The 21,544-nt window shown below is 61.4% G+C and carries 17 protein-coding genes; 9 read left to right on the forward strand and 8 right to left on the reverse strand.

Annotation, left to right across the window (positions count from 1 at the left end):
* Positions 1–532: 532 nt before the first annotated feature.
* The 7 genes from PQR27_RS01805 to PQR27_RS01835 all read right to left on the reverse strand — a co-directional run bounded on the left by PQR27_RS01805 (position 533) and on the right by PQR27_RS01835 (position 7,290).
* On the reverse strand, positions 533–1,342 hold the full coding sequence (locus PQR27_RS01805) for a c-type cytochrome (RefSeq protein WP_408522022.1): 810 nt from the start codon (positions 1,340–1,342) through the stop codon (positions 533–535).
* On the reverse strand, positions 1,339–2,964 hold the full coding sequence (locus tag PQR27_RS01810; RefSeq protein WP_408522023.1) for a b(o/a)3-type cytochrome-c oxidase subunit 1: 1,626 nt from the start codon (positions 2,962–2,964) through the stop codon (positions 1,339–1,341). Before PQR27_RS01810 ends, PQR27_RS01805 begins: the two co-directional genes overlap by 4 nt.
* Complete coding sequence (locus PQR27_RS01815; protein ID WP_408522024.1) at positions 2,951–3,523, reverse strand: cupredoxin domain-containing protein; 573 nt, start codon at positions 3,521–3,523, stop codon at positions 2,951–2,953. Before PQR27_RS01815 ends, PQR27_RS01810 begins: the two co-directional genes overlap by 14 nt.
* Before the next feature lie 2 nt (positions 3,524–3,525).
* Positions 3,526–3,702: a cytochrome c oxidase subunit 2A gene (locus PQR27_RS01820; RefSeq protein ID WP_408522025.1), complete on the reverse strand. Its 177-nt coding sequence runs from the start codon at positions 3,700–3,702 to the stop codon at positions 3,526–3,528.
* Positions 3,703–3,861: 159 nt separating this feature from the next.
* On the reverse strand, positions 3,862–5,229 hold the full coding sequence (locus tag PQR27_RS01825; protein WP_408522026.1) for a c-type cytochrome: 1,368 nt from the start codon (positions 5,227–5,229) through the stop codon (positions 3,862–3,864).
* Complete coding sequence (locus PQR27_RS01830; RefSeq protein ID WP_408522027.1) at positions 5,226–5,942, reverse strand: c-type cytochrome; 717 nt, start codon at positions 5,940–5,942, stop codon at positions 5,226–5,228. The genes PQR27_RS01825 and PQR27_RS01830 overlap by 4 nt, the downstream gene beginning before the upstream one ends.
* A 460-nt stretch (positions 5,943–6,402) precedes the next feature.
* A complete protein-coding gene (locus PQR27_RS01835; RefSeq protein WP_408522028.1) occupies positions 6,403–7,290 on the reverse strand; it encodes a LysR family transcriptional regulator in 888 nt (295 codons plus the stop codon).
* A gap of 99 nt (positions 7,291–7,389) precedes the next feature.
* On the opposite strand from PQR27_RS01835, the gene PQR27_RS01840 reads away from it, so the two are divergent.
* The 8 genes from PQR27_RS01840 to PQR27_RS01875 all read left to right on the forward strand — a co-directional run bounded on the left by PQR27_RS01840 (position 7,390) and on the right by PQR27_RS01875 (position 18,985).
* Positions 7,390–8,721 (forward strand): MFS transporter, encoded by a 1,332-nt coding sequence (locus tag PQR27_RS01840; RefSeq protein ID WP_408522029.1) that lies wholly within the window; start codon positions 7,390–7,392, stop codon positions 8,719–8,721.
* 253 nt (positions 8,722–8,974) lie between these two features.
* Positions 8,975–9,628 carry a response regulator gene (locus PQR27_RS01845; RefSeq protein ID WP_408522030.1) on the forward strand — a complete coding sequence of 218 codons (654 nt, stop codon included), beginning with the start codon at positions 8,975–8,977 and terminating at the stop codon, positions 9,626–9,628.
* A gap of 150 nt (positions 9,629–9,778) precedes the next feature.
* Positions 9,779–10,471 (forward strand): response regulator, encoded by a 693-nt coding sequence (locus PQR27_RS01850; RefSeq protein WP_408525377.1) that lies wholly within the window; start codon positions 9,779–9,781, stop codon positions 10,469–10,471.
* Positions 10,472–10,602: 131 nt separating this feature from the next.
* Entirely contained in the window at positions 10,603–11,247 is a 645-nt protein-coding gene (locus PQR27_RS01855; protein WP_408522031.1) for a response regulator, read from the forward strand.
* Between the two features lie 247 nt (positions 11,248–11,494).
* Positions 11,495–12,241: an aquaporin Z gene (gene aqpZ, locus PQR27_RS01860; protein ID WP_408522032.1), complete on the forward strand. Its 747-nt coding sequence runs from the start codon at positions 11,495–11,497 to the stop codon at positions 12,239–12,241.
* Between the two features lie 20 nt (positions 12,242–12,261).
* Positions 12,262–16,728 carry an ATP-binding protein gene (locus tag PQR27_RS01865; protein WP_408522033.1) on the forward strand — a complete coding sequence of 1,489 codons (4,467 nt, stop codon included), beginning with the start codon at positions 12,262–12,264 and terminating at the stop codon, positions 16,726–16,728.
* A 737-nt stretch (positions 16,729–17,465) separates the two neighbouring features.
* Positions 17,466–17,900 (forward strand): CHRD domain-containing protein, encoded by a 435-nt coding sequence (locus PQR27_RS01870; protein ID WP_408522034.1) that lies wholly within the window; start codon positions 17,466–17,468, stop codon positions 17,898–17,900.
* Positions 17,901–18,019: 119 nt separating this feature from the next.
* Complete coding sequence (locus tag PQR27_RS01875) at positions 18,020–18,985, forward strand: alpha/beta hydrolase (RefSeq protein ID WP_408522035.1); 966 nt, start codon at positions 18,020–18,022, stop codon at positions 18,983–18,985.
* On the opposite strand, the gene PQR27_RS01880 is transcribed toward PQR27_RS01875, so the two are convergent.
* The gene (locus PQR27_RS01880; RefSeq protein ID WP_408525378.1) at positions 18,955–19,797 is read right to left on the reverse strand and encodes an EcsC family protein; all 843 of its coding nucleotides are present in this window, start codon (positions 19,795–19,797) and stop codon (positions 18,955–18,957) included. The two genes, PQR27_RS01875 and PQR27_RS01880, sit on opposite strands and share 31 nt — an antisense overlap.
* Positions 19,798–19,936: 139 nt before the next feature.
* On the opposite strand from PQR27_RS01880, the gene PQR27_RS01885 reads away from it, so the two are divergent.
* Positions 19,937–21,532, forward strand: a complete 1,596-nt coding sequence (locus tag PQR27_RS01885; protein ID WP_408522036.1) for an MDR family MFS transporter — start codon at positions 19,937–19,939, stop codon at positions 21,530–21,532.
* Positions 21,533–21,544: the final 12 nt, after the last annotated feature.

The raw sequence follows: 21,544 nt of genomic DNA on the forward strand, positions 1-21,544 counted from the left end.
CGTGGCTCCGTAGAGATTGAGCCCGCGCACCTTCTGGCGTGGGTGACCAGGCGGTCATACCTCCGGTGGCGCTGAGCGCGCCGGGGCGGTACTTCATCAAACCATGCGCCGGCCTTACGCGTGCGATTTGCCCGCCGCGGCGCCTCGCCGAGGCGAAGCCGATGGCCCGCGCTAAGCTCAAACGAAGCCGATGGTTTCCGTGGTGTACCCGTCCGCGACGCACGCAGTGCCGAGTGGGAGCGGATGACGGCTGTGTCACTGGCGGTTATGGACCGAGGTGTGATCCGTTAATCGCACCACAGTCCCCTCCAAGCCAGGGGGGCCACTTAAGAGTTGGCGGTTTGAGCCGCTTTCTTTTGCCTACTTTTCTTTGCGGCAGGCAAAGAAAAGTAGGTGCCTGCCCCGCACAGGGGCGACGCTAATAAACCAATAAGAATGCAAGGAAAGGCCCAGGAAGCCAGAACAAGGAAACCCCACCGCCATAGGCACAAAGAACAACAACCCGCCGGCCGCCAAAGGCCAAAAAAGCATCTCATTGCATGGCAGCATAATACTTAGCCACACTATCAATCTCAGCCGCTGTCATCTGCCTGGCGACATTCCTCATCTGCTCATTAATATCGTTACGCCGCGAACCGGAAGCAAACGCCCGCATCTGTGCAGCAAGATAAACAGAAGACTGCCCACCAAGCCACGGCGCAGCTCCTTTACGATCAAGCTGCCCATGACAGGCAGCACAAGGTGCAATATTGCGCTGCGGATCGCCCTGCATGGCAAGCTTCACCGCATTAGCGTCGGGCCCCACGCCAGCGGGCAAGACTTCGGCCGCGGGAGCCCTCGGCAAGGAAGCATAATAAGCCGCCAGATCATGCAGATCCTGATCGCTGCGAGCCGCAATAATCGGCTGCATCACCGCGTTCTGCCGCACGCCATTCTGATAGTCGCGCAACTCTTTGTAGACTACGTCAGCAAACTGCCCGGCCAATGCAGGCGCGGTCACCTGCACCGTGCCCAGCACGCCATGACACATCGAACAATTCTGCGTGGCAATCGTCGCGCCGCGGCCAATCGAATTTGCATCGGCACGCACCTGGCGTAAAGGCGGCAGCACCACCACGTCGCTCGGCGCCGGGCCGGCAATGTTGGCGCCACCGTACCAACTCGACGGCACGCCCGCGGCGCTGCAAATCGTCGCCCACAAGCCTCGCTCGCCGAACGCAGTATTGGCTGAAGGCAACCAGATGAAACCAATCAGAATCCCCACGATCGCTATCGCAATCGTGCCGCCGACGCTTACCGTAAACCACGGGTTGCGCAAGCTGAAGACGCGTTCCTCATTCATCGCTGCGCTCCAACGACAACCGCCGGTACAGACGTCTGCGGCAGTTTGAGCAACTGAACGATCGGCACACTGTAGTTGACAACCGTCAGTCCGATCATCAACGCCACCCACAAGCCGAAGCTATTGAGCGCCGCGGGCACACGATCCACCGGATGCACCGCGCTCGCGAAGCGGAAGCTCTGTTGCTGCACCTGCGGTCCAAATTGCGACTTCACCAGGATGTAAATGAACAGCACGCCGGACGCCACCAGAATCAGTCCGCCCACCGCTGACATCCCAACCCAGAACGCCTGCGATTCCAACCCCAGCGCGTGGTAGTCGTAATACGCCATGCGGCGCGGCGCACCGAGCAAGCCGACGTAATGCCATGGCAGCGTCACCACCATCATGCCGATGAACCACAGCCACAGCTGCGTGCGCACCAGCCGCACCGACGCGATCGCGCGACCGGTCAGTTGCGGCCACAGTTCGTACGCGATCGCAAAGTACATGATGACGATCGCACCGCCGAAAATCAGATGGAAGTGCCCGGTCACCCACTGAGTGTTGTGCACCGTCGAGTTCAACTGGTAACTCATGTTGATCAGACCGCCCGCACCGCCGAGACCCAGCATCACGAACGAAAACGCGATCACCAGCATCATCGGGTTCTGCCACGGCAAGGCCGTGAGCCACCCGAACGCGCCTTTGCCACCGCGCAGCCGTCCGGCGATCTCCACCGACGCGCAAATCGTGAACACCGTCAACAGCGTTGGCACCGACACCATGCCGGTGAACACCGCGTGCAGGAACTTGAAGCCGGAGCCGACCTGCGGATCGGCGAACAGATGGTGAATGCCGATCGGCATCGCGAACACGAGGAACAGGATGAACGACACCCGCGCCATCGAATCGCTATAGAGCCGTCCGCCGATCGCACGCGGCACCAGCGTGTAGTACGCGATGTAGGCGGGCACCAGCCAGAAGTAGACGATCGCGTGAAGCGTCCATGAGAACAGCACGCGTGACAGGCCGGCATCGATGGTATTGGTGAGGCCGAACGCGACCGGCAGAATCTGGAACAGGATTTCGAGCGCCGCGCCCACGGCGGTCCATGCCCACAGATACGCGCCCGCCACGTTGGCGAACATGGCGAGCGGCACGGGTTTGCCGGGATTGGCGCGCTTCCAGATGCGCAGATTCACATGCATCAGCGCGACCCAGATCCACGAGCCGACCACCACGAGCACGACGCCGAGATAATAGAACGGACTGCCGATCATCGGCGGATAGAAGGTGTAGAGCACAGACGCTTTGCCGAGCGCAACCGGCACCATCGCCATCACTGCACCGATCGCCAGCATGATGAAGGCGGCCCAGGCCCATTTGAGGCCGACAAGCCTTTGTGCGAGCGCGAGTTCGACGATTGCGTAGCCGAAGCCCATCGACACCAAAGTAGGCATCACATACGCCATGACCGACCCGTGAGCAGTCACCGATCGATAGTAAAGCTCAGGATCGCCGACCCATGGCAGCAGCGGGCTGCGCACCAGCATCTGCCAGGCACCAAGAAACAGCGCGATCAGAAACGCAATGAATGCTAGCCAGAAATGCGCAAGAACGAGTCGCTTAGCGTGAAACACAGCTGAGCCTCCGTGATTGTCGGGCTTGCTCGAAGAAGGTGGCTTTGTCGATGACTTTCACGTGCGCCCACATGGTCTGGTGGCCGAAGCCGCAGAACTCGTGACACGGCATGGTGTGATCGCCGGCTTTATCGAAGCGCGTATTCAGCGTGGCGACGTAGCCGGGCACGACCATCGTGTTGATATTGGTGTCGGTGACGAGCAGGCCGTGCACGACGTCGGCGCTGGTGGTGCGGATCGTGACCGGCGTGTCGGCGGGCACCAGCAGACATTGCGGCGTGAACGAATACTGCTGCGCAATGAAGCGCACGATCACCGAGCCATCCGCTTCGACAGCGGTGCCGAGATTGTCCTCGACGAATTCGCCTGATAATTGCAGCCGCGACGGGTCGATCGTCTCGACGCGCGAGGGCGGCATCATTGCCCAATGCAGCCCCGAGAACACGACGACGGCCAGCATCAGCACGATCAGCGCGGCGGCGAAAATTGCCCAGCGGCGCTCGGCGCGTAAGGCGACCTCGTGGCCGCTGCCAGGTTGGTGATTGGAATCAGTCGACATGATCAGTGAATGACGCCGCGCGGAAGAAACACAAGAAAGTAGAAGCCGAACCAGAGCGCCATAACGATCAGCGTGGCGACGCCGGCCACGGCGATCGCGCCATGCGGGCCGGCGGCAACGACGCGTTCCACTTCGTCATCCGTAGGCGGGGCCGCGTTGCGGTTATCGTTCGCTTCCATTTAAAGATTCTCCAGTGCGGCGGTTCAGCTTCAGCTTCGGCTTCGGCGCGGCGCATGCGCGACGAACTGCGCGGCGTCAGTCAGACCACCCGTCACCCGCCAGCGCGCCTCGCACAACGCGAGACGAAACACCGTGGCAAGCAGCGCCGCAAACGAGGTTCAGTGCAAAGGCGCCTTGCGCAACTCGTTGACTTCGCGGGACGTCACAGGTTTGCCGTGATTGCCCCAGGCGGTACGAATATAGGTGACGACGGCAGCGGCATCGGTATCGTTCAGTTCCTGACCGAACGGCGGCATGCCGTACGGTTCCGGATTGCGCATGGTGCCTGGAGGGAAACCGCCGTTCAGCACGATGCGGATCGGGTTCACCGCGGAGTCCATTTCGATTGACTGGTTGCCGGCCAGCGGCGGGTAGTGTTGCAACTGGCCTTCGCCCTTCGCGCCATGACATAGCGCGCACTTATCGGCGTAGATCTTTTCGCCGAGCGCGAACACGTTGGTGTTGGTTGGCGCGGACGGGCCCGATTTGCGGCCGCGGTCGTTGTCCGGCAGCGTCTTCAGATAGACGGCCATCGCCTTGACGTCGTCGTCGGTCATGTACTGCAGACTGTGGTAGGTGACTTCGGCCATCGGCCCGTACACCGCGCCGCGATCGGAAATGCCCGCTTGCAGCAGATCGACGATGTCCTTGATGCTCCAGTCGCCGAGACCGCCGTCCTTGTCGGAAGTCAGCGAGGGCGCGTACCAGTTTTGCACCGGAATCAGGCCACCGGCGAACTGTTCACTCTGCGACGAACCGCCGAGCATGTTGATCTTGGTATGGCACATCGTGCAGTGTCCAAGACCTTCAACCAGATAGGCGCCGCGATTCCACTCGACGGATTTGGTCGGATCGGGCTGGAACTCGCCTTCGCGGAAATACAGCGTGCGCCAGCCGTACAGCAGGTTGCGCTGGTTGAACGGAAAACGCAGTTCATGCTTTTTGTTCGGGACACGCACCGGCGCCACGGTCTTCAGATAGGCGAAGATCGCGTTCGAGTCTTCGCGCGTCACCTTGGTGTATTGCGCGATCGGCATCGCGGGGTAGATCAACGTGCCGTCCGGCTTGCGGCCGGTACGCATCATCTTGAAGAACGCTTCCTCGCTCCATGTGCCAATACCGTATTGCGCGTCCGGGCTGATGTTCGGCGAATAGAGCGTGCCGAACGGCGTTTCCATGCCGAGACCGCCACCGAACAGTTTGCCGCGCGGCGCCGTGTGGCAGGCGACGCAATCGCCGGCGCGCGCCAGATACTCGCCGCGTTTGACGATGTCGGGGCGGCTGTCGGCTTTATTCTCGCCAGCAGCCGACGCAGCCGGTACGGCTTCGGCCGCACGCACTTCATCAACCAGAGGCGCGTGAGCTGAGACCGACAGCGCGGCATAGAGTCCGGCAACGAGCACGCCGGATGCGAGCGATGCAGCTAAGCGGCGGCTTTTCATCATGGCGCGCAAAGCAGGGCATATAGAGCGGAGGATCGGCTTCATTGCGGTTGGCTCCCGCATGCGAGAGGCAGCCGTTCAGCGGAGGCCGGTGCGGGGCGTGGATCGGCCGGACGCGGCTGGCGCGCGAGCCAGCTCGATACCGCGGTGATGTCTTTGTCCGTGAGCTTGACGGCGATCGAGTGCATGCAGTCCGGCGCGAGCGCATGGCGTGTGCCTGAGCGCCACGTGCCCATCTGCCCGGCGATATAGCTCGCATGCAGGCCGAGCAGGCCGGGAATGCCAGGCTGCGTGCCGGTCATGCGCGCTCCGTGGCACGCGATGCACGCCGGTATCTTGCGCGCGGGGTCGCCTTGCGTCACAAGACGCTGGCCGGCAGCGAGTACCGCGGGTGCGACGGCGGTGTGATCGGCATTCGGGTACGGCGGTTGCAGGTCGGCGAAGTATTGGCTGATCTTGCGCAGATAGTCGTCGGGCAAAAAGGCCAGCAGGTAACCCATGGGCGGATACGTACGGCCACCGTCGCGAAACGCACTGAGCTGATTGAACAGGTAGTCGGCTGGTTTGCCGGCGATACGCGGAAAGTAGTCGTCGTTCAGGCCCTGGCCTTGCACACCGTGGCACGAGGTGCAGGCGCGCACGCGTTCGTCCATGGCCGAGGGCATGGCGCTGGATGCGTCAGCGGCTGCGAATGCCGCGCCGCTCCACATAACGTAAAGCGCAAATAGAATCGAAGATCCGATAGTTCTGCGATGCACGCCAAACCTCGTTGGGGAACGGTTTTTCTCGATTTATTTCTCATGCATTCGATGTCTGATGCATGACAACCCAGCCAATTTTTTCTTTTATAACGACTGCAAAAACAGCAAATCGAAACGGACTTATTTTTTTGGAAGGCTCAGTGTTGAATCGAAGCGGCGATGCGATTGCTTTATTAAAAACAATTATCCACATGAATGCGCCGCATGGCACATTTCGGGTTGCGCGATTTAATACGCGGTACGTCTGACAGCGAGTAGCAGAGTGCAGGAATTCACCCGATGCGTCAATGGAAAATGAAAGGTTAATCGGCTGCACACCTGATCATCATAGGCGCCGCCTGAACCGCTTTCAACATTTCTTATTGAGCATGATTTGAGTTCGCACGACAACGTGAAATGCACTTGAGACGGGCGCCACGCGCGTCTCGAGTTTCTGCCTGAACCGTCGTGGCGCGCATCAACTGAAGAGTCGCATCAATGCCGTGCGCGCATTGGTGACGCGTTCGCTTTCGCCGAGTCGCCCCGGCAGCAGATGAAACTCGACGGCGGGCAATGCGGGAAGTCCCACGCTCGGCGGACACGCCACCACCCCCGCACCGATCGATGATTCGTTCAGACAGGAAATGCCCAGCCCTGCCTTCAGGGCCAGTTGCAAGCCCGCCACGCCGGAAGCGGAATGCGACACCAGATAGGGCACTTTGCGCTCGTCAAGAAGCTTCACGACGAAACGCTGCAACTGGCAACTCGACGGCAGCAGGACGAGCGAATAGGGCGTGGCCGGTCGCGGACTTGCATCGGCTGCGGTGGCCCACAGCAATTTCTCGCGCCGCACTACCGTGCTTTGTGCTTCTGCGCGACGGCCGCTGGCGCGCGTGTTTCCGGTCATGAGTCGCAGCGAGAGACCGATGTCGAACGATGCGTCGTCGCCGGCGTTGCTGTCGATCACGGCGCTTGGCAACACGGTGACGTGCAGCTTCAGGCGCGGGTGCTGCTCCGAAAACGTCTTAAGAATGCGAGCGATATCGTGCGGACGGTAGTAATCCGTGATGGCGATACGCAGTTCGCCGTCAAGCGAGCGGCCTTGCAGGTCTTCGAACGCTGCTTCGCTCATCGCGAGGATGCGCCGCGCGTGATCGAGCAGGCGGCTGCCGGCCGGCGTTGCGGTCACGCCCTGTTTGCCGCGTACAAAGAGCGGCTGGCCGGCGCGCTCCTCGAGTTTCTTCAACTGCTCGCTCACCGACGATTGCGACAGGAACACGCGCTCCGCGCCAGCCGAGACGCTTCCCGATTCGGCGACGGCCACGAAAGTCCGCAACTGCGTCAGGTCGAATCCTCGTTGACTCATGATTCGGCATATCCGATGGATATCATCTAAATTTCCGGCTTTTCCGATGGTTGACCCAGCCGTAGGATACCTCCAATTTCATTTGGACAGGGGAGTGTCATGGGACATGAGTCAATAGCTGGCGGGCGGACTTCGACCGAGCGCTCAGCGCGTCATCGGTGGAAAGTGCTGGGGGTCGGCTTCGCGGCGAACGCCAGTTTTTCTGCGGCGTTTTCGGGCATACCCACGACGGCCGTGTTCTTGCGTGCGGGCTACCACCTCGACAATGCCGGGCTGGGACTGGTGCTCGGCATGCTCGGCTTGGGTATTGCGATCAGCGAATTGCCATGGGGGCTGCTCACCGACCGCTGGGGCGACCGTCGCGTGCTGTTGCTCGGGCTTCTTTCGACGGCGGCGGCGCTAGCGGGGCTGGCATTGTTTGTGGTGCCGGCCGGCACGCACGCGCCGGGCGAGGCGACACTCGCGCTCGGGTTGTTACTGGTCGGCCTGCTTGGTGGCAGCGTCAACGGGTCCAGCGGCAGGGCGGTGATGGCCTGGTTTCGCGAAGGCGAGCGCGGCCTCGCAATGAGTATTCGGCAGACCGCGGTGCCGGCCGGCGGCGGTCTGGGTGCGTTGATGCTGCCAGCGCTCGCGTCGAGATTCGGCTTTGCGAGTGCGTACACCGTGCTGGCCATGGCGTGCGCGATCACTGCTCTGTTTGCATGGCGCTGGCTGCACGAGCCGCCGCACGTTGAAGTGGACGAGGCTCGCGCAACTCACAACCGTACCGGTGCGAGCGGCGCGCCGGCGAGCGTTTCGCCGTTACGCGACATCCGCATCTGGCGCGTCGCGCTCGGCGCCGGCGCGCTATGCGTGCCGCAGCTTGCGGTCGTGACATTCGGAACCGTCTTCCTCCACGATTTCAGTCGCGCCGGCGTGCTGGCAATCAGCGTGACGATGGCCGCGGTGCAAACCGGTGCGGCCATCGCCCGGGTCTGGAGCGGCGGATGGACCGACCGGCGCGGCAACCGTCGTGCTTACATGCGCGCGTGCAGCCTGCTGACCGCGGGGTTGTTCGCATCGCTCGCGCTGGTAGCGGGACTGGCGGGCATGTACCACGCGGCGATGACAGCGGTTTTTGCGCTGATGATCGTGCTGGGCGGTGTGTGCGCGTCGGCATGGCACGGCGTCGCCTTCACGGAACTTGCGACGCTCGCAGGCACAAACCGTGCGGGTACCGCACTCGCGATCGGCAATACCTGTGTTTTTCTCATGCTGTTCGTGACACCACTTGCCATTCCGCCATTGCTCTCGCTGGGATCGTGGCCGATGATGTGGGCGGTTGCCAGTGCGTGTGCGCTAATCGCGTGGCCGGTGTTTCCGCGTGCGCCTCATGCCGACAAGCTGGCAACGGCGCGGGCTCGTGACGCCGGGCAGGCAATGAATCGCTGAACTTTCGCAGTGTAAGGATTTAGATTATTCACTTCGAATAAATTATGTACTCCTGTTCTGATCGGAGTGCATTGATTTATCGAATTATCGTGCTGATTCGGAACGTTCTGATTTTCGTCTGTTTGTAGTGATGGTTTTATGGCCGCCCCTGGTATGCAGTCAAAAATCCAAAGTCGTTAGTGCGTGCGTGACGCAGGTTGTTGGCCGCTTACGCATTCGCAGATTATGCCTACAACAAACGAGAGAAATCACAGTGAACCTTCGAGTCATTCTCGCGGACGATCATCCGTTAGTCCTGCTTGGTGTGCGTGCCGCATTGGAGATGCACGCCGACGTAACGATTGTCGGCGAGGCCGCCACACCCACCTCGTTGATCGAGCTCCTGCGGAGCAAACCATGCGACGTGCTCATCACCGATCTCTCGATGCCGGATTTATCCGGTGCTGTCGAAGATGGTCTTGGGCTTGTCAGGCGAATCCGGCGTACGTGGCCATCGTTGCGCATCGTCGTGATGACGACCCTGATAAATGCGGAGATTCTGCGATCCATCGTGTCGGAATGTGACGTCAGTACAGTAGGAAAAATGGAGGCAATAAGTGAACTCTGGCGGGCGATCGAGGCCTCCGGGAACGATGAAGTCTACGTCGGCCGTTCCATCATCCATGCACTCGACGATCCGCAAAACACAATCTGCGAACAGCCGCCTATGCCCCGCCTGTCCAGCCGTCAGGCCAAAATTATAAGAATGCTCACACGTGGCCAGTCGATCGCGGAGATTGCGGCGGTGCTCGGATGTCATCGCCGCACGGTCAGTCGGCAAAAGCGTGAAGTGATGGTGAGACTCGGCGTGGCCAACGACCCCGGACTTTTTTCCTACATCCGCGCCCGCGGAATTGACAGAGATTGAATCGCATGTCTAAACAATTGCGTGGTTAGGATATTGATGCAATTCGGAGCGATCTTATTTCTAAATGAAAGGAAATGCCTAATGATCGCCGCAGGGCCAGTTGTTCCGGAGAGAGCAATGGAAATTCCAGGTACGGGGGAGAAAAAGATAATGAACGACAACGCTGAAATAAGTGCACCTATTCGAACCATCATCGCGGACGATCATCCACTTGTCCTGTTGGCGATCGAGAATTTGATGTTGGGCTATCCGAACATGCAGATCGTCGGTCGTGCGGCCGACGTCACGGAGCTTTTGAAGGAAGCCGATCGCATTCCGTGCGATCTCGTTTTAATGGATCTTTACATGCCTGGAGGGTCAGCCGGTGACGGACTGGAATCCGTCCGGGAATTCAAAGCGCGGCACCCGGGCGTCGCGCTCGTCGTCCTTACCATGGAAACTGAAGCTGAGACGTTGCAGCAGGTCATAGCGCTGGGGGTGAATGCGCTGGTGAGCAAGCGGGACCGACTTGATCTGATCCACGTCGCGATCGTCACGGCACTGGCGCGTGAATGCTATATCGGGCCGGCGGTGCGCGCGTTGATCTCAGACGCAGCGGAGGCACGGCGTCTCGACTTCGTGCGGCAGATGTTGTCGCGCCGTGAACTCGAGGTGTTCACCCTCTACGCTTCCGGACTTGGCGTGACCGAAATCGCCTCCCGGCTCGACCGCAGCGTCAAGACGATCAGCGCGCAGAAATGTACCGCCATGCGCAAGCTCGCCCTTCATACCGACGCGGAGTTATTTCGCTTCGCGGTCTATCACGGCGTGATCTCGGAAGACCGGATTCAAACCAGACGCTGAATCGAAAAGGCGTGGGGGCGCCCCGAGGGGGGGGGGGGCCCAAAAGAATTTTTTTTACATAGGATGTACTTGACATCACCCGGGGATGCACATCGCGTGCAGGGCATGTCAGTCGATAAGACAACAACAAAATGACACAAAAGATCCGCGTCATCGTGGCTGACGACCACGTTTGCGTTCGTCTCGGCATAAGCCGTCTGTTGCAAAGTGTGCCGCATATCGAAATAGTCGGCGAGGCGCCCGACACGCACACGCTCGCCGAATTGCTCGACGCCCATCCTTGCGACGTCGTCGTATCGGATGTCAGCATGCCGGGCATTCATGGCGCTAGCAACGTCGTGTCGTTCCTGCGGAGGCTGTTACGGGCCAGGCCGCATCCTCGCATCGTCGTGCTGACGATGATCTCGCATGCGCACATGCTGTCCGGTCTGTTGCATATTGGTGTGACGGGCATTGTCGACAAACGCGACACCGCGAATGCGCTGATCAATGCCATCGAGGCGACGCTTGCGGGCGATGTCTATCTGTCGGTGCACGCGCGCGCCGCCATTAAAGCGGCCGATGTCCCGCCCCAGCCTCGTGCGGGCGCCCTGAGCGCGCGCGAATGGGAAGTCTTCCAACTCTATGTGCAAGGCCTCGCGGTCCATGAGATTGCGGCACGCCTGCAGCGTAGCGGCAAGACCATTAGCACGCAAAAGCGCAGCGCAATGCGCAAGCTCGGGCTCGACACCGAAAACGATCTGATCGAATACGCGAGACAGATAGGACTTGCCTGACGGGCTTGTGAGAGCGTTGACCTAATTTGTCGACTGGTTCTTAGGGTTTTAAGACTCGTCTGATTGGTCCTGCGGCCTCGCCATCTCATAGTTAGCTATTACCTGCGGCTCTGTTTTTCTCTGGCTCAACTGACGATCAGCGTCATTTCGCCACGCTGAATGGGACTGAGTTGTAGCCATAGGGGCAGAAGGCTTGTGTTTGTGATACAGCGCCGTCCGCCTTGCGCAAAAATGAACTGGGGGCCGGATGGTAGCGCTAGGAAAGCGGTTATTGGTCGAGGGAGCCGGAACGGCCTGGGTAGTGTTCATCGGATGCGGAAGCATCGTGCTGAACATCGGCGCCGTTCAGCAAGGCTACAGTGTGCTCGAAGCTTCGCTTGCGTTCGGTCTGGCGCTGGCCGCGGCGCATTACACGCTCGGCAGGATCTCCGGCGGGCATTTCAATCCGGCCGTCACGGTTGGCTTCGCGGTCGCGCAGCGGTTTCCGGTTCGGGACCTCTTGCCCTACATCGCCGCTCACATCCTCGGTGCGATTGCCGGCGCGGCGCTACTGGCGTACGTGGCAAGCGGCCGGCCCGGCTTCGAGTTGGCCGCGAGCGAATTTGGCGCGAACGGCTTTGGCGACCATTCTCCTGGTGACTATCAATTTCATTCGGCGCTCGTCGTTGAGCTTGTTTTGTCGTTCGCGTTCGTGATGGTCAGTCTGATGACGGGTTGCCGGCGGAGTTTGAAATCGGTTGCGCCGCTTCTCAATGGCGCGTGCCTGATGCTCGCCTATCTGGTGTCGATTCCGGTCACCAACGGCTCGATCAATCCCGCCCGTTCCACCGGGCAGGCGCTATTCGTCGGCGACTGGGCGCTCGACCAGCTCTGGTTGTTCTGGGCCGCTCCGATGTTAGGCGGTGTAGCGGCCGGCGTCATGTTTTCCTTTTGCTGGGGCAAATCCGCGCGACAGGCGACTGAGCTCGTCCGCAACCCGGGCGAAGCCGCGTGACAGGCGCGGAGCGTTTACTCATGTCATCAACTGTCGAACTCAAGACGAGTGTCGCGTGGAGTCGGGCGCTGCGACACGTCGGGCGGTTTCTGCTCGTGGCGCTTGCGATTGTCGCGGCGCACATGTCGGCTGCCGTCGCCAGCCCGTTCGCCGATTCGTCGCCGCAGCAAGTAGCAGGCGCCTTCCCCGCCAAATTGACCGTTGGGGTGCTGGCGAGCGGCTGGATGCCGTTCGAGGCGCTCGAAGATGGCCAGTTGACGGGCTTGAGCGCGGACTATCTGCGCTCACTGGTGGGGCCGAGCGTCATCATCGAAGCCAAAGCATTCCCGGATATGCCGCAATTGCTGGCCGCAGCGTGCGCCGGCAACGTAGACCTCGTCATGAGTCTTGCCCGCACCTCGGAGCGGGAGCGCTGCCTTAGCTTCACCGCACCGTATTTTCGGGCCTCCACTTCTGTGGCGGTCAGGCGCGACGATAACGTGTCCACCGGCGCCGCCCAGCTGGCTAACGCTCGCCTCGCAACAGAAAAGGGCTTTGCGCTGGAAAGGTCATTGCGCGAGCGCTTTCCGCGTGCCCAGGTCGAATCGTTCGCAAGCACGCATGCGGCTTTGCAGGCGGTCGCGAAAGGCGATGCCGACGCTTATCTCGGGTTCTCCCCGGCAGTTCAATATGAGCTGGCCACCACGGAGTTCCGCGGCCTGCGCGTGGCGTTCGAGGAACGTAACCGGATCGCAGAACTGCGCTTCGCGGTGCCGCGTAGTCACACCGCGCTGCGCGACCAGCTAGACCGGGCGCTGGCGTCGATAAATCCGGCTGACGATATGGCGATTCGCACTCGCTGGCTATCCGGTAGCTTTGACGTACACGCGGCGTCCGCGTCACGGCGTCTCGTGCTCACACCGGACGAGCGGGCATGGCTCGCATCGCTGCCGCCGTTGCAGGTGGGCTTTGACGACGGCTGGCCGCCTTTCAGCTACATCGATGAATCAGGGCGTCCAGCCGGTATCGCCGCCGAATATCTCGACTATCTCAGCCACGCGTTGGGCGTTGCGTTCACCCGGGCCCGCACAGCCAACTGGCCGGCGGCCATCGAGGCCTTCCAGCATGGCGATCTCGCCATGCTCGCTACGTCCTCCAGCAAGGATCCGCGTTTGAAGACCGCGCAGCACACGCGTGCGTATGAAAGCTATCCGCTGGTGATCGTCGGGCGTGAAGACGAACCGGCCGCGCGAACGCTTGAGGATTTCGCGTCGCGCCGCATCGTCGTGTCGTCTCATATCGCCGGATCGGCTTCGCTGACGGCAGGCACGATCCCGCAGTCCCACATCGCGGTGGTGCCCACTCTCGACGACGCGCTACAGATGGTCGAAGACAGACGGGCAGACGTGCTGGTAGGCAATGTGGCAGCCGTCGACATACTGCTCAAGCAGCGGTACGCGGGTGTACTCAAGATCCTTGGGACGGTGGGGGAATCCGACGCGCTCGGCTTTGCTGTCCGCCCGGACCTGACTCCGCTCGCCGAGCTGATCGACCGCGCGTTGTTGACCATGCCGGCTGCCGAGAAGCAGCGCATCCGCCAGAAGTGGGTAACGGGCAGCGCGGGAGAAGGGGGAACATGGAGCGTTACCGCGGTACGTCTGCTACCGTTGCTGATTGGCATCGGCATCGTGTTGCTGGTCACGTTGCGCGCCTATCTGCTGCTGCAACGCGAAGTCAGGCTACGCAAACAGACCGAGCGCCAACTGGCGTTGCAACTGAATTTTCAGGAAACCATGATGGAAATGGTTCCTTATCCGCTCGTGGCCAAAGACCTGGACGGCTATTACATCGCAGTCAACCGGGCGTATGAAGACGCGTCTGGTTTGCGACGCGAAGCCATCATCGGGCGCACCACTCTGGATGTGCTTACATGGGGTGAACACAACAGCTGCGTCCTCGAAGACATGACACGCAAGATGCTGAAAGGCGGCGAGCCGGTGCAGGTGGAACTGCAATTCGAACGTACGACGGGAGATTTGCGCCATGGCCTGTTCTGGACCCGTGTTTGTCGTAGCGCCGACGGCAAACCAAGTTGCGTGCTGGGAACGATGGTCGACATTACGGATATTCGGCGTGCCGAAATGCTTGCGCGTGAAACCGAGCTGCGCCTGTTCGACGTGACGCGGTCGTTGCCGGCCGTCGTGTTTCAACTTCGTCGCACCGCGGACGGTGTGTATTCGTTTCCGTATGTCGGTGGCGACACGCGGCATCTGCTGGGCGCCAACGGCGCGTCGGTGGTGACCCGTGAGCAGATCGATTTCGACCGCGTGTGCGAGGAAGACCGGCCGTTCGTGCTGGCGGAACTGGAACGCTCGGCCCGCTGTGAGACGCCGGTCGATATGGAGTTCCGCTTCGAGGCCGGGCACGGTCTCAAGTGGGCCCGCGCGGAACTGGTGCCACGCCGCGAGAAGGACGGCAGCGTTGTATGGAGTGGCTATTGGGTGGACGCGAGCATGGATCACGCACGTTCTGAGGAACTCGCGCGCGCGCGCGACGTAGCCGAAGCGGCCTCGCGCGCCAAAGACGACTTTGTCGCCATGATGAGCCATGAAATCCGTACGCCGATGAACGGTGTGCTCGGTCTCGTCGAAGTGCTGGAGCGCACGCCCCTCAATGCAGACCAGGGGGAAATGCTGGGCATGATCCATGAGTCGGCGGGTGCACTTCTGCAAATTCTGGACGATTTGCTCGACTACTCGAAAATCGAAGCGGGGCGGCTGACCATTGAGGCCGAGCCTATCGACCTGCGCGAAATGGTCGACAACGCCGTCGGTCTTCTCGCGGGCCGTGCCCACGAGAAGGGTCTGAAAGTACGTGTGGATATTGCGCCCGAAGTCGCCGCTACGCTGCGAGGCGACAGCGTGCGGTTGCGGCAGATTCTGTTCAACCTGCTTGGCAACGCCATCAAGTTCACGTCGGAAGGCGAGGTTGAGGTGCTGGTTTCGATTGTCGAGCAAACGGGCAGTGCCCAGACTATCGAGATGACCGTCGAGGATACCGGCATCGGCATTGCGCCGGACGTGCAGGCGCGGCTGTTTGAGCCGTTCGTACAGGCGGAGTCGTCCACGACCCGCCGCTTCGGCGGTACGGGTCTGGGCTTGACGATCTGTCGCAAGCTGATCGATCTGATGAACGGTTCACTGGCGTTGCATAGCGAGCCAGGCGTCGGCACGCGCATGACGGTGCGGCTCACCATGCCTGTCGAATCTCAGCGTTATTCCGTGAGCGGTTTGCGCGGCAAGCGCGGTGTCGTGGCAACTGGCGACGCGCGGGTCGCGCAAGCGCTGGTGCATTTTGGCCAGGCACTCGGACTCGAATTGCGCCACGTATCGCCTGATGCGGCCGAACTTTGCGATCCCGCGATACTCGCAGACGTGGATATGATTTTCGTGAATGAAGACGTGGCGTTGCCTGCGGGTGTCCGATCAGGCGCGCGGCTTATCAGTCTGACCGAAAAGCCGAAGCCGACCGGCTACAGAATTCTGGACGATAACGTGCGAGTCAGCATCAATCCCCTTTCGTGGCGCGGTCTCGGCGCGGCGTGCGCTGCCGCGATGACTGGTTTGCCGGCGGTGGCGCCGCGTTCCGCGGGCATGCCGCGCACGCCTGAAGGGGGCGCCGTGCCGCCGGATCGTGAACGGGCCATTGCCAGCGGGCGGCTAATTCTTGTCGCGGAGGATCATCCAGTCAATCAGGAGTTGATCCGTCATCAACTGGCCTTGCTCGGCTTTGCCTGCGACGTGGTGAACGACGGCGCCGAGGCGCTCGTGGCGCTCGAGCAAACCCGCTACGGCTTTCTGATTACGGACTGCCACATGCCGAATCTGTCCGGTTATGAACTGGCGCGGCGCGTCCGGGAGAACGAGCAGGGCGGCGCGTATCCCCTGCCGATCCTGGGCATAACCGCGAACACGGCACCTGAGGACTTGAAACTATGTCGCGACGCGGGCATGGACGACTGTCTGGTCAAGCCGACGCGGCTTGCCACGCTGCGCGACTACCTGAATCGCTGGTTCGGCTCGGATAGCGCATGGCAAGCCGCGCCCGGCGAAACGGCTAACGTGCCGCTGGCCTCCGGACTGTCAGCACAGGATGGCGCGGAGCCGTTTGTTCCGGTCGACCTCAGCAGCATGACGCAGTTATGGGGTAGTGAGTCGACCGTCAAGGCGTTACTCGATTCTTTTGTGACTTCGGTGCGCGAAGATGTTGCAGCGCTGTCGCCGTTACTCGAGTACGGAGAGGTTGAGCGCTTGCGCGAGTGGCATCACCGGGTAGTGGGAGCGGCGAGCGTGCTGCGGTATCCGCCGCTGCTGAAAGCTCTCGAAGACTATCGCCGCGATATTACGGTCAAAACGCCGGAGCGCTTGCGCAACGACGGACTGGTACTGATGCGCAAGTGCAACGCAATGCTGGCCGGCATCGAGGAGCAGGCCGCGCTGCTCGCGTAAGTCGTCATCGCACTGCCTATTTGGGTAGCGGTATCGGCGCGCATGACCGTGTACGAAACGCGACGACGAAAAAAAACGCGGCCGAAGCCGCGTTAAAAGATTTGGAGACTTCCTTCGATGAAGGAGTCACTTCTCGCAGACGAAGCATAGCCGTGTCGGCGTAAAAGATTCACTACGAAATAAGCAATTAACTCTTCAAAAATATAGAGGAAAACGCCGGCACGGAATTGCTGCGGAAATAGTTGACCGTGAATTCGACAAAAGAGCGTGTCTTGGCGGACACGTGCCGGCGTCCGGGATAGACCAGCGACACTTCTTTTCCCCCACCTTTGATCCAATAATTGGGCAACACCTGCACGAGCGCCCCGCTTAGCGGATCCGCGTGATTTCGCGCTGTCCAAACGTACCGACCTGTATGCGGAAGGTGTCGCGCATATCGGCGCCGACGGTAATGTGGCAGGCACGCAAGTGTTCGGCACCGACGCGCCGTCGTCGAACAAGAATCAGGTTGTGGTGACAACGGGTATCCGTCACCGCTTCTAAGCGTCAGACGTCAATTGTGGGAAGGAAAAAGCATCGCTCGCAGTGCTTTGTTTGCGTTTGTGGGCGAGAGCAGCACGCTGCGTGAGACGCACGGCATATCGCCCAAACATGTTCGAAGGATTTGCACTAGTATGTGGTGGCTCCGCGCGTAGCCGAGGTTTCGGTGCGGCGGTGCATCAAGTCCGGAGAAGACCATGATCGCGCTTCGTAAACTGAATTTTGCCGTGGTGGTGTGGGCATTGGCCTCGGGTGTGGCCTTTGCGGATACGGTGGCCCTGAAGGCGGACCTCGAACCTTCCAGCGAGGTGCCGCCGCGTGTGAGTCACGGGCATGGCATGTTGAACGCCACGTTCGATACGTCGACCAAATCCTTGCAATGGACAGTCACCTACGAGGGCTTGAGCGGCCCGGCAACCGCCGCGCATTTCCACGGTCCCGCGCCGGTGGGGCAGAACGCCAAGGTCCAGGTGCCGATCGAGAAGGGCGCGCTCGCCGCCCCGATCAAAGGCTCGGCCGCGCTCACCGAACAGCAGGTGACGGATCTGATGGCGGGGCAGTGGTACTTCAACATCCATACGGCAGAGAACCCAATGGGTGAGATTCGCGGGCAGGTCTTGCCGGCGAACTAGGCGAACGGCAGCCCGCATCCGTTGGCGCGGGCTGTTTTCAGGATTAGAAGCTGTCGTCCACCGGCGCGCCGGCGAACGCACGTACCATGACGGGACACCTATCGAAGGAGCGTGTCCCGATGAGCTGGCAAAGCGCACTCGCATGCTGGTATCTGCGCCGGCAGTTTCGACCGGAGACTCTCAAGCCGCGCATCAATGTCGAGAAGGCGCGTGCGCTGACGGCCAAGCGCGTCTGGTCGCCGCGCGTGCCGGGCGGCTGGCGTTTGCGCGAACTGTATGGGCCGCACGTTCAGCCATTGCACGGCGAGTGGATCGAACGCGCCGACAGAGCGAGCTCCGCGGGCAATGAGCCGACGGTGCTGTATTTCCACGGTGGCGGGTACTACTTCTGTTCGCCGCGCACGCATCGCTCGCTGGTTTTCGGTTTGGCGACGCGCGCCAACGCACCAGTGTTTTCGCTCGACTACCGCCTGGCGCCAGAACATCGCTTCCCGGCAGCGCTTGACGACGCGACCGCGGCCTATCGTCAGTTGCTCGCCGCTGGCCGGCCGCCTGAGTCGATCGTGATTTCAGGCGATTCAGCGGGCGGCGGTCTCGCGCTCGCCACGCTGGTCGCCTTGCGCGACGCCGGCGATCCTTTGCCGGCGGGGTGCCTGCTGTTTTCGCCGTGGACCGATCTGGCCGCCGCTGGCGCTACCATCCGCAGCAACGACGGTCTCGACCCAATGTTCAGCGGATCCGCGATCGCGCTCGCCGCGCAGATTTACCTTGGCGATACGCCCGCCACACATCCGTACGCATCGCCGGTCTATGCCGACCTGCGCGGCTTGCCGCCGCTCTTCATCATGGCTGGCAGCACCGAGGTGTTGCTGGACGACTCGCAACGCGTCGCCGATAAAGCACGCGCGGCCGGTGTCGCGTGCGAGCTCGAAGTGTGGAAGAAGATGCCGCATGTCTGGCCGATGTTCGCGCCATTCATTCCGGAAGCGGGTCGCGCGCTCGACCACGCCGCGGCTTTCGTGCGACGCGTGACGAGCGGCGACCACCCCGCGGTTCAGGCGTCGAGCGCGATGTCGATCGTCTGATAGGCGGCTTTGACCACGTCCGCACCATATTGCCGTTCGAGTCGACGCACGGTGAAGTGACCGTGCGCGACCTGCTGGAAGTGGTCGATGAACACCGTGTTGACCATTGCGCCCAGCACGGCGCCGATCGCCGGAATCGACTTGGCGGCGATCTGCTCGCTCACCTGCACTGAAAAGCGCGCGGCAATCGTGTTGAGCAGCCGCAGCAACGCCGCTGAGCCGTGCGCGGTGAAGCCTTTCGTCGCAATTTCGGATGAAGCCTTCGAGACCGCCTGCGCCAGTGCGCCGCGCATGATGAAGTAGCCGAAATCGGCGTCGTCGTCGGCCTTCGATGTGCCGCCCATGCCGAGCACGGTCAGGCATTGCAACTGCGTATCGATCGAGCTCAGATCCTCGCCCTCGCTGCGCGCGATGTCGCAGATCGAACGGAACATCAGCGTGGTCGTGACCGGCAACTCGACCGGCAGAGCGAACAGTCCGAATGCGCCGCCGGCTGCGCCGGTGGTCGCCACAGCGAACTTATGCAACAGATTGCTCGGCTTGTCGGGCACGATCAGAGGCGACGCGCCGTCCTGCCGACCCAGCGTGCGCAATGCAATCGACAGGCACTTGCGCAACGCCAGTTCGGTCGCATCGGTGACCTTTTCGTTGGCGAAAGCGGGCATGCGCGACAGCAGCTTCTCGAGCGGCGCACCGACGATGCTGGCCAGCTTCATCGCGAGCGCAGGACTTTCCAGCTCGTGTTTCGCGCGCCGCAGCGCGCTCAGGTCTTCGTTCGATAAAGATTGTGCTGTGAGCGAACTCGGCTCCATGTGCCTCCCTGGCGTCATGTTTTTTCCATTCTTCAGTCGATTGCTGGCGCTAAATCGCGCCAGCACGTCCCAGCTTAGAGCCTGAGCTCATGGTATGATTCCCGCATTGTTTGACGAGTCAACTGTTGCGCTATCAAAAATGGCTGTCCATACTGCGGCCCACCATTCGAGTGGGCAAGTTTTACCGTTCCGCGAGTCGCTTCTGGCGATGCTCGGCATCTCCTTCGTCACGATGCTGGTCGCGCTCGACCAGACCGTGGTCGGCACCGCGCTGCCCACCATCGTTTCCGAACTGAAGGGTTTCGAACTCTACGCGTGGGTCGCCACGTCGTATCTGCTGACCTCGGTGATCACCGTGCCGATCTTCGGCCGCCTCGGCGATTACTATGGGCGCAAGCCGTTCGTGATCGTGTCGATCGTCGTGTTCACCGCAGCTTCCGTGTTGTGCGGCGCCGCCAACAACATGCTGTTCCTCGTGCTCGCGCGTGGCTTGCAGGGCATCGGCGGGGGCATGCTGGTCGGCACCGCATTCGCGTGCATTCCAGATCTGTTTCCCGACTCGGTCGTGCGTCTGCGCTGGCAGGTGCTGATGAGTTCGGCGTTCGGCATCGCCAACGCCGTAGGGCCGTCGCTCGGTGGCTTCCTCACCCAGTATTACGGCTGGCGCTCGGTGTTCTATGTGAATCTGCCGGTCGGCCTGCTGTCGCTGTTTTTCGTCTGGCGCTTCCTGCCGCATCTGCGGCACGTCGAGCATCAAGGCAAGATGCGGCTCGATTGGCCCGGTGCGTTGCTGATCGCGGTGGCGCTCGGCTCGCTGCAGTTGTTCGTGGAGTTGCTGCCCAAGCATGGCGTCACCTTGAGCGCGCTCGCGCTGCTGGTGTTGAGCGTGGCTTCGGCGTACGGGCTGTGGCAGTGGGAAAAACGTTGCCCGACGGCGATCCTGCCGGTCGACATGTTCCGTAACCGTAGCCTCGCAGCCTTGTTCACGCTAGCCGTGCTAGGCGGCTTTACGATGTTTTCGCTGCTGTTTTACGCGCCGTTGCTGTTTCAGGGCGGCTTCGGCATGTCGCCGAAAGAAGCAGGGCTCGTCATCACACCGCTGGTCGTGTTCATCACCATCGGCAGTATCGCGAACGGCCGTATCGTTTCGCGCGTGCGCAATCCGAATCTGATGCTGTATATCGGCTTCAGCCTGCTGGCGCTTGCCTGCCTCGGCGTGGTCGTCGCGACACATTCCATGCCGCAATGGCTGCTGATGTCGTTCATGATCATCGGTGGGCTGGGGCTCGGATTCGTGATGCCCAATCTGACAATCTTTGCGCAGCAGACGGCCGGCCGCGAGCATCTCGGCATTGCCACGGCGCTGCTGCAGTCGCTGCGGATGATCGGCGGCATGATCGGCACGGCGCTCACGGGCACGCTGGTGAGCCACATGTACGCGAGCGGCGTGCGCAGCGCTTTGGAGAACGATCACGCATCGCAATGGTTCGCCGATCTCGGTGACCCGCAAATCCTGATCAACCGCGACGCGCAGGCCACCTTGCTCGGTCAGTTGACGCACGCGGGCCACAACGGCGCGATGTTGCTGGAAACTGCGCGCGAGGCGCTCGTTTCGGCGATTCACCTGGGTCTCGCACTGGCCGCGATTATCGCCGTGGTATCGGTGTGGCAAAGCCGCCGCGTGCCGCCGGTCAAGCTTCAGCGCAAGCTCGAGCCGGTGATCCACGCAGACTGAATTTTTAGACTC

Origin of the sequence: Paraburkholderia fungorum (assembly GCF_046027215.1) — a bacterium.
Classification (GTDB): domain Bacteria; phylum Pseudomonadota; class Gammaproteobacteria; order Burkholderiales; family Burkholderiaceae; genus Paraburkholderia; species Paraburkholderia fungorum_D.